General features: G+C 63.3%; 5 protein-coding genes and 1 pseudogene. All 6 read left to right on the forward strand.

Translation table 11 applies throughout. The annotated features are described in order from the left end of the window. The first annotated feature begins 228 nt into the window (after nt 1–228). A complete protein-coding gene (gene pcaF / locus AWB80_RS42195) occupies nt 229–1,431 on the forward strand; it encodes a 3-oxoadipyl-CoA thiolase (protein WP_061180528.1) in 1,203 nt (400 codons plus the stop codon). Between the two features lie 11 nt (nt 1,432–1,442). Beyond that, nucleotides 1,443–2,957, forward strand: coding sequence for a 3-hydroxyacyl-CoA dehydrogenase (locus tag AWB80_RS42200; protein WP_061180529.1), 1,515 nt, complete (start codon nt 1,443–1,445; stop codon nt 2,955–2,957). A gap of 33 nt (nt 2,958–2,990) precedes the next feature. After that, complete coding sequence (gene paaK / locus AWB80_RS42205; RefSeq protein ID WP_061180530.1) at nt 2,991–4,331, forward strand: phenylacetate--CoA ligase PaaK; 1,341 nt, start codon at nt 2,991–2,993, stop codon at nt 4,329–4,331. 253 nt (nt 4,332–4,584) lie between these two features. Continuing rightward, nucleotides 4,585–7,785, forward strand: coding sequence for an efflux RND transporter permease subunit (locus AWB80_RS42210; protein WP_061180531.1), 3,201 nt, complete (start codon nt 4,585–4,587; stop codon nt 7,783–7,785). Nucleotides 7,786–7,799: 14 nt separating this feature from the next. Beyond that, on the forward strand, nt 7,800–9,020 hold the full coding sequence (locus AWB80_RS42215) for an efflux RND transporter periplasmic adaptor subunit (protein ID WP_061180532.1): 1,221 nt from the start codon (nt 7,800–7,802) through the stop codon (nt 9,018–9,020). Further along, nucleotides 9,020–9,290 (forward strand): annotated as a pseudogene (locus tag AWB80_RS42220) (RND transporter); the annotation flags it as partial. The gene AWB80_RS42215 and the pseudogene AWB80_RS42220, both read left to right, overlap by 1 nt.

Below are 9,290 nucleotides of genomic sequence, written 5' to 3' on the forward strand. Positions count from 1 at the left end.
GAAATCGATGATGGTTTCGTGCTGACTTGCCAGTGTCATCCGGTGAGCGAGCGTGTGGTCGTGAGTTTCGACGAGCGCTAAGCGCCGTCCTGATCCGTGTGAAGACGCGCATCGCAACGATGCGCGTGAAGCCGACGCATTCCCAGACCCATTCAAGCCGAAGTCGTTAGCGATGCAACCATCGCGCGGCTTCGTCGCGATCGAACATCCACTACATCGAGACTTGTCATGACAGAAGCCTTCATCTGCGATGCGATTCGTACGCCCATCGGCCGCTACGGCGGCGTTTTCAAGGACGTGCGCGCCGACGATCTCGGCGCCGTGCCCCTCACCGCGCTCATGAAGCGCAACGCATCGGTGGACTGGACGCAGGTCGACGACGTGATCTACGGCTGCGCGAATCAGGCAGGCGAGGACAACCGCAACGTCGCGCGCATGTCGGGTCTGCTCGCGGGCCTGCCCATCGACGTGCCCGGCTCGACGATCAACCGTCTGTGCGGTTCCGGCATGGACGCGGTCGGCAGCGCCGCGCGCGCGATCAAGGCAGGCGATGGCTCGCTCTATCTCGCGGGCGGCGTCGAAAGCATGACGCGTGCGCCTTTCGTGATGGGCAAGGCATCGAGCGCATTCTCGCGTTCCGCCGATATCTTCGATACGACCATCGGCTGGCGCTTCATCAATCGCGCGATGCGCGAGCGTTACGGCGTCGATTCGATGCCCGAGACAGCGGAAAACGTCGCTGTCGATTTCGGCATCTCGCGCGATGCGCAGGACCGCTTCGCGCTGCGCAGCCAGCAACGCGCGGCGCGCGCACAGGCCGACGGCACGTTCGCCCAGGAGATCGTCGCTGTAAATGTCCCGCAAAAGAAGGGTGAATCGATTGCGGTCGATCGCGACGAGCATCCGCGCGAGACCACTCTCGAAACGCTCGCGAAGCTGAAGGGCGTCGTGCGTCCCGATGGCAGCGTCACGGCGGGCAACGCGTCGGGCGTGAACGACGGCGCATGCGCGCTCATCATCGCGAACGAAGAGGCGGCAAAGCGTCATGGACTCGCGCCGCGCGCACGCATCATCGGCATGGCGACCGCTGGCGTCGAGCCGCGCATCATGGGGATCGGCCCCGCACCCGCGACGAGGAAGCTTCTCGCGCGCACGGGCCTCACGCTCGAGCAGTTCGACGTGATCGAGCTGAACGAAGCCTTCGCATCGCAAGGCATCGCGGTGCTGCGCCAATTGGGACTCGCGGAAGACGATCCGCGCGTGAATCCGAACGGCGGAGCCATTGCGCTCGGCCATCCCCTCGGCGCTTCGGGCGCGCGTCTCATCACGACGGCGCTGTACGAACTCGAACGCCGCAATGGCCGCTATGCGCTGTGCACGATGTGCATCGGCGTGGGGCAGGGCATCGCGATCGCGATCGAGCGCGTCTGAGGGCCGCGAACATGACACAGGCCATTCAGACATCGGCGATCGTCGGCGTGATCGGCGCAGGCGCGATGGGCGCGGGCATCGCGCAAGTCGCGGCGCTCGCCGGACACACCGTGCTGCTCTACGATCTCGACGCGAAAGCGCTCGACAAGGCGCATGCCGGCATCGCAACGAACGTGCAGCGTTCGATCGACAAGAAGAAGCTCGATCCGACTGCGGGGCAGGAAGCCATCGATCGCGTTCGCACGGTTGCGAATCTCGCGGACTTGCGCACGGCATCGCTCGTCATCGAAGCCGTTGCCGAACGTCTGGACGTCAAGCGCGCGCTCTTCGGCGAACTCGAAGGCATCGTGACGCACGACTGCATTCTCGCGACCAACACGTCGTCCATTTCGATCACGGCGATCGCCGCGCCGTTGCAGCATCCATCGCGCGTGATCGGCATGCACTTCTTCAATCCGGCGCCGCTGATGGCACTGGTCGAAGTCGTGCGCGGTCTCGCCACGTCTGAAGACGTCGCGCGTACGGTGTACGCCACGGCGGCCGCGTGGGGCAAGAAGCCGGTCCATACGAAATCGACGCCGGGCTTCATCGTCAATCGCGTGGCGCGGCCGTTCTATGCCGAGGGCCTGCGCATTCTGAACGAACAGGCGGCGGACGCCGCTTCCATCGATACCCTCATGCGCGATTCGGGCGGCTTCAGAATGGGCCCGTTCGAACTGATGGATCTGATCGGCCACGACGTGAACTTCGCCGTCACGCAATCGGTGTTCAACGCGTACTTCAACGATCCGCGCTTCACGCCTTCGCTGATTCAGCAGGAACTGGTGAACGCGGGCTTTCTCGGCCGCAAGACGGGCCGTGGCTTCTATGATTACGCCGCCGATGCCGCGAAGCCTGCCGCGCGCATCGAGACGAATACGCGCACGCCTTCGAAGATCGTGCGTGGTGAAAGCGCACCGTTGTACGCGCATCTGCAAGCACGTATCGGCGAAAGCAGTCAGTGCCGCGATGATCTTCCCGGCCTCATCGCGCAGATCGACAATGCGTATCTGTTCCTCACCGATGGCCGCACGGCGACTGAACGCGCGCATGCGACCGGCATCGACAACGTCGTGCTGATCGATCTCGCGCTCGACTATGCGAACGCGCCGAGCGTTGCGCTCACGCGTGCACGCCAGTGCGCCGACGATGCGTACGCCGCCGTAGCCGGCGCGCTGACGACCGCAGGCTATGCCGTGGTGCCGCTCGACGATATCGCCGGCATGGCCGTGATGCGTACCGTCGCCATGCTCGTCAACGAAGCGGCGGACGCGGTGAATCAAGGCGTCTGCACGAGCGCAGATCTCGATCTCGCGATGGAAAAGGGCGTGAACTATCCGCTCGGTCCGCTTGCGTGGGGCGAGCGTATCGGCATCGAGCGCATTCACGATGTGCTGCTTCATCTCGCGACGCACTACGGCGAAGACCGTTATCGCGCGTCGCCACTCATTTCGGCCTTGCGTTACGCGGGCCAGCGCTTCCACTGAAGCGAATCCGGAACATTCATTCATCGAGCCTTCATGCAGGAGACAACCGTGGTCCAACCCATTGCACAGCAGAACGAACTTGAGCCGATCGAGCGCGCGAGCCGGGACGAGCTTCAGGCGCTGCAACTCGAGCGCCTCAAATGGTCTTTACGTCATGCCTACGAGAACGTGCCGCACTATCGACGCGCCTTCGATGCGGCAGGCGTGCATCCCGACGACCTGCGCGAACTCTCGGATCTCGCGCGTTTTCCGACCACGACGAAAACCGATCTGCGTGACAACTATCCGTTCGGGCTGTTCGCGGTGCCGCGCGATCAGGTCGTGCGCGTGCATGCTTCGAGTGGCACGACGGGCAAGCCGACGGTGGTCGGCTACACGGCGAAAGACATCGACACGTGGGCCAATGTGACCGCGCGCTCGATCCGCGCCGCGGGCGGCCGCAAGGGCGACACGCTGCACAACGCATTCGGCTACGGCCTCTTCACGGGCGGTCTCGGCATTCACTACGGCGCGGAACGTCTGGGCTGCATGGTCGTGCCGATGTCGGGCGGGCAGACCGAGAAGCAGGTGCAACTGATCCGCGATTTCGAGCCGAAGATCATTCTCGTCACGCCTTCGTACATGCTGAATCTGCTCGACGAGATGGCGCGTCAGGGCATGGACCCGGCGAACACGTCGCTCAAGATCGGCATCTTCGGCGCGGAGCCGTGGAGCCAGGGCTTACGCAGCGAGATCGAAACGCGCGCGGGCATTCAGGCACTCGACATCTACGGCCTTTCGGAAATCATGGGCCCGGGCGTCGCCTGCGAGTGCATCGAAACGAAGGATGGTCCGACGATCTGGGAAGACCATTTCTATCCGGAGATCATCGATCCCGTGACGGGCGAAGTGCTTCCCGAAGGCAGCACGGGCGAACTCGTCTTCACGTCGCTCACGAAGGAAGCGATGCCGATGATCCGTTACCGCACGCGCGATCTCACCTCGCTGCTGCCGCCGAGCGCGCGCTCGATGCGCCGCCTCGCGAAAATCACGGGCCGTTCCGACGACATGCTCATCATTCGTGGCGTGAACGTGTTCCCGAGCCAGATCGAGGAGCTGATTCTTGCGATTCCGCGTCTCTCGGGCCAGTACCAACTGTGTGTGTCGCGCGAAGGCCATATGGATTCGCTGTCGGTATCAGTCGAAGCGCGCGCCGAAGTCTGCGCGAGTCTGAACGACAGCGATCGCGCCGGTCTTTCGCGCGAACTTCAGCAGCGCGTCAAGACGATGGTCGGCGTTTCCACGCAGGTGCGCGTGCTCGATTCCGGCGAACTGCCGACGACCGCGACCGGCAAGGCAAAACGCGTGCTCGACCTGCGTTCCGCAACAGTCTGAACCTCATCGAGTCAAGCGCTCCGCGTTCCGCGGGGCGCAACGTCTTTCCCACCAATTGGAGCGCTCGTTCCATTTTCGGTGCGGTCTCGCATTCTTCTGCAGAATTTCTTCCGCATAAACCCTCGCAACCGTTTGCGCAAATTGTTTTGTAAGCTTCAAATGTGTCATCGTAGCGGGGGTTTTCGCTCGGGAAGCCCACGGCAATCGAACAGCATTCGAACAACGAACACCAGACGGGGCAGGCGGAACTTCGATGTGGATCGTCAGACTCGCGCTCAAGCGCCCGTACACGTTCATCGTTCTGTCGCTGCTTTTGCTGATCATCGGTCCGCTCGTCATTCTGCGCACGCCGACCGATATCTTTCCCAACATCGACATTCCGGTCGTCAGCGTCATCTGGTCGTACACGGGCTTGCCGCCGGATCAGATGGAGCGCCGCATCACGCTCAATTACGAGCGCGGTCTTTCGGTGGCGGTGAACGACATCGAACATATCGAGTCGGAATCGCTGCCGGGCATCGCGGTGATTCGCATCTATTTCCAGCCGAATGCGAATGTCGATGAAGCGATCGCCGAGATCACCGCGCTCTCGCAAACGCAATTGCGCTCGCTGCCGCCGGGCATCACGCCGCCGAACATCCTGCGCTTCAATGCGTCGACCGTGCCGATTCTGCGGCTCGCGCTGTCATCGGCCGAGCTCACCGAACAGCAGCTATACGACTTCGGCAACAGCTTCCTGAAGACGCAGCTCGCGACGGTGCAGGGCGCTTCGGTGCCGCTGCCGTATGGCGGCAAGCAGCGGCAGATCATGGTCGATATCGACTCGCGCAAGCTGCAGGCGAAGAACCTCGCGCCCACCGATGTCGTCAATGCGATCAGCGCGCAGAACCTCATCCTGCCGACGGGCACAGCCAAGATCGGTTCGACCGAGTACTCGGTGGGTCTAAACGCAAGCCCCGGCTCGATCGAAGGACTCAACGACATCCCGATCCGCACCGGCCCCGGCGGCACGATCTACATCAAGGACGTGGCGCACGTGCGCGATGGCTTTCAGCCGCAGACCAACATCGTGCGCGTCGACGGCACGCGTGCTTCGTTACTGACGATCAACAAGAGCGGCAACGCCTCGACGCTCGATATCGTCGCGCGCGTGAAGAACCTGCTGCCGACCTTGCGCGGCATGGTGCCCGAGTCGCTGAAGATCGATCCCGTGGCGGATCAGTCGCTGTTCGTGCGCGCATCGGTGTCGGGCGTATTGCGTGAAGCGGTGATCGCGGCGGGCCTGACCGCGCTCATGGTGCTGCTCTTTCTCGGCAGCTGGCGCGCCACGCTCATTATCGCGATCTCGATACCGCTTTCGATGCTGACATCGATCGTCGCGCTCTCCGCGATCGGCCAGACGATCAACATCATGACGCTCGGCGGCCTGGCGCTCGCGGTCGGTATTCTCGTCGACGATGCGACAGTCGCAATCGAAAATATCAGTCAGAACCTGGAGCAGGGCAAGGAACTGGAGCAGGCGATTCTCGATGGCGCGCAGCAGATCGCCGTGCCGACGCTCGTATCGACGCTCTCCATCTGCATCGTGTTCATTCCGATGTTCCTGCTGACGGGCGTCGCGCACTATCTGTTCGTGCCGATGGCCGAGGCCGTCGTGTTCGCGATGCTCGCGTCGTACTTCTTCTCGCGCACGCTGATCCCGACGCTCGCGAAGTATTTGTTGCGGCATCACGAGCACATGGGCGGCGATGTCGAATCGATGCAGGGCTCGCGCAATCCGTTCGTGCGCGTCCATCTCGCGTTCGAGCGTCATTTCGAGTCGGTGCGCAATCGCTATCGGCGTTTTCTCGAAGCGCAGCTCGCAAAGCCCGGACGCTTCGCATCGCTTTTCCTGGTGTGTTGCCTGTTGTCGCTCGGGCTTGCGCCGTTCCTTGGCCGGGACTTTTTTCCGTCGATCGATTCGGGCGTGATCGCGTTGCACATGCGCGCGAAAACCGGCACACGTATCGAGGAAACGGCGGCGCTCACCGATCGCGTCGATGCGCGCATCAGGCAACTGATTCCGCGCGGCGAGATTCGCTCGATCATCGATAACATGGGTCTGCCGGTCTCGGGCATCAATCTCTCGTACAACAACACGGGCACGGTCAGTTCCGCCGATGCCGACGTGCTCATCAGCCTGAACGAAGATCACGCGCCGACCGAGGGCTATATCCGCGAGCTGAGAAAGCGCCTGCCGCTGGAGTTTCCCGGCGTGACGTTTTCATTTCTGCCGGCCGATATCGTGAGCCAGATCCTCAACTTCGGCGTGCCCGCACCGATCGATATCGCGATCACCGGGCGCGACGTGCGCGGCAATCGCGCGCTCGCGAATCGCCTGCTCGAAAAGATTCGCCGTGTGCCGGGCCTCGTCGATGCGCGCATCCAGCAGCCATCCGATCTGCCTTCGATCAATGTCGAAGTGGACCGCACCAAGGCGCTGCAGGCGGGCTTCACACAGCGCGATGTCGCGAACAATCTGCTCATCACGCTGTCGGGCAGTCAGCAGACGACGCCCACGTTCTGGCTCAATCCCGTGAACGGCGTGAGCTACAACGTCATCACGACCGCGCCGCAATACGACATGAATTCGCTGCAATCGGTCGCGAACATTCCGGTCACGTCGGCGAGCGGCAAGACCAATATTCTGGGCGCGCTCGCGTCGCTGTCGCGCGGCGCGCGCGATGCGGTCGTCTATCACTACAACGCGCAGACCACCATCAATCTCTATGCGACCACCGAGCGGCGCGATCTCGGCGCGGTGTCCGACGACGTGCAGCGCATCATCGACGAAGCGCGCGGCGAACTGCCCAAGGGCTCGACGATCGACCTGCGCGGCCAGGTCGAGACGATGAATGGTTCGTTCTCCGGACTTGCGTTCGGCCTGATTCTCGCGGTCGTGCTCGTGTACCTGCTGATCGTCGTGAACTTCCAGTCGTGGCTCGATCCGTTCATCATCATCACCGCTTTGCCGGGGGCGCTTGCGGGCATCGTGTGGACGCTCTTCCTCACGCACACGACGCTGTCGATTCCCGCGCTGACGGGCGCGATCATGTGTATCGGCATCGCGACGGCGAACAGCATTCTGGTGGTGAGCTACGCGCGCACGGCGCTCGCCGAGCACGGCGATGCGATACGTTCCGCGCTCGAAGCAGGCTATACGCGCTTTCGCCCCGTGTTGATGACCGCCGCCGCGATGATGATCGGCATGGTGCCGATGGCGATCGGCCTGGGCGAAGGCGGCGAGCAGAACGCTCCGCTCGGACGCGCCGTGATCGGCGGGCTGATGGTCGGCACCATCGCGACACTGTTTTTCGTGCCGGTCGTATTCTCGGTCATCTATCGGCGCATGGAAGCGCGCGGCAAGGGTCCGGGCGCGAAGGCCAGCGAAGCGGCGCATAAAACTATCGAATAGCAGGTGGAGCAAGAATGGAAGAGCAGGGGTCGCAACGATCGGGCAACGGACGGCGAGGGCGCTTATGGCTCGCGATCGCGCTCGTGGTGGTCGTCGTGCTCATCGCGCAGGGAATACTTTCGCGGCGCGCGGCGCATGCGGAGCTCGAACGCGATGCGAACGAACATGGCGCGCAGACGGTCGAGGTCATCAAGCCGGCGCGCATGAAGGCGTCGCAGGATCTCGTGCTCGCGGGCGATATCCGCGCGTACTCCGATGCGCCGATCTTCGCACGCACCAATGGTTATCTGAAACGCTGGACCGTCGATATCGGCACGAAGGTGAAGAAGGGCCAGTTACTCGCGGAGATCGATGCACCCGAAATCAACGATCAGCTTCGCCAGGCGCGCGCCGATGCGCAGACCGCGCGCGCGAACTATCTGCTCGCGAAGACCACGGCCGAGCGTTGGGCGCTGATGCTGAAGAACAACTCGGTGTCGCGTCAGGAAACAGACGAGAAGAACGGCGACATGCTCGCGAAGGAAGCGGCGCTGAATGCGGCTCAGGCGAACGTATCACGGCTCGAACAGCTCGTTTCGTTTCAGAAGATCTATGCGCCTTTCGATGGCGTCGTGACGGCGCGCAATACCGATGTCGGCCAGTTGATCGACGCGGGCAGCGGCGCGGCGGGCCGCGAACTTTTCCACATTCAGGATGCTTCCACCTTACGCGTGTTCGTCGACGTGCCTCAGGCCTATGCGCGGATGATCGCGGTGGGGCTGCCCGCCGAACTGCTGCTCAACGAGGATCGCAACCGCAAGTTCGAGGGCGTGACGGTGCGCACGGCGGGCGCGGTGGACCCGGTCGCGCGCACGATGCGCGTCGAGGTCGACGTGAAGAATCCGACCGGCGAATTGCTCGCGGGCGCGTATGCGCAAGTGCGCTTTCGTCTCACGAGCGCGAACCCGTCTTACACGCTGCCGGGCAACGCGCTGCTGTTCCGTCCCGACGGCGTGCATGCGGCGAGCGTCGATGCGAACAATCGCGTGAAGCTGCTGCCGATCACGCTCGGCACGGACTACGGCACGCGCGTGTCGATCGTCTCGGGATTAAATGGCGATGAACGCGTGATCGTGAATCCGCCTGATTCCATCATCGATGGCGCGACGGTGCGAGTCGGCCACGCGGATAGCGGCGCGGCCGCGAGCCAGAGCGCGCCAGGCGGCGCAGCGAAGGCGGACGGAAGCGAATCGTGATGACGCGCGCACCGGTCAGACTCGTTGCATTCCTGACTATTTCCGTGCTGGCCGGCTGCGTGGCGGGGCCGGACTACGTTCGGCCCGAGGTGCAGGCGCCTGCCGCATACAAGTCGCCGATACCACTCGATGCGACGGCGTCGCAAGACTGGAAGCCCGCGCAACCTGCCGACGCAACGCATCGCGCGCCGTGGTGGGAGGTCTATGGCGACCCGCAACTGAACGCGCTCGAAGAGCGCGTCGCGACGGCGAATCAGACGGTGGCAGCGG

It is taken from the genome of Caballeronia pedi (assembly GCF_001544915.2).
Taxonomy (GTDB): Bacteria; Pseudomonadota; Gammaproteobacteria; order Burkholderiales; family Burkholderiaceae; genus Caballeronia; species Caballeronia pedi.

Excerpts from the sequence above, each read along its gene's own strand:
- pcaF (WP_061180528.1), top strand. The coding sequence starts at position 229 with ATGACAGAAGCCTTCATCTGCGATGCGATTCGTACGCCCATCGGCCGC.
- AWB80_RS42215 (WP_061180532.1), top strand. The coding sequence starts at position 7,800 with ATGGAAGAGCAGGGGTCGCAACGATCGGGCAACGGACGGCGAGGGCGC.
- AWB80_RS42210 (WP_061180531.1), top strand. The coding sequence starts at position 4,585 with ATGTGGATCGTCAGACTCGCGCTCAAGCGCCCGTACACGTTCATCGTT.
- paaK (WP_061180530.1), top strand. The coding sequence starts at position 2,991 with ATGCAGGAGACAACCGTGGTCCAACCCATTGCACAGCAGAACGAACTT.
- AWB80_RS42200 (WP_061180529.1), top strand. The coding sequence starts at position 1,443 with ATGACACAGGCCATTCAGACATCGGCGATCGTCGGCGTGATCGGCGCA.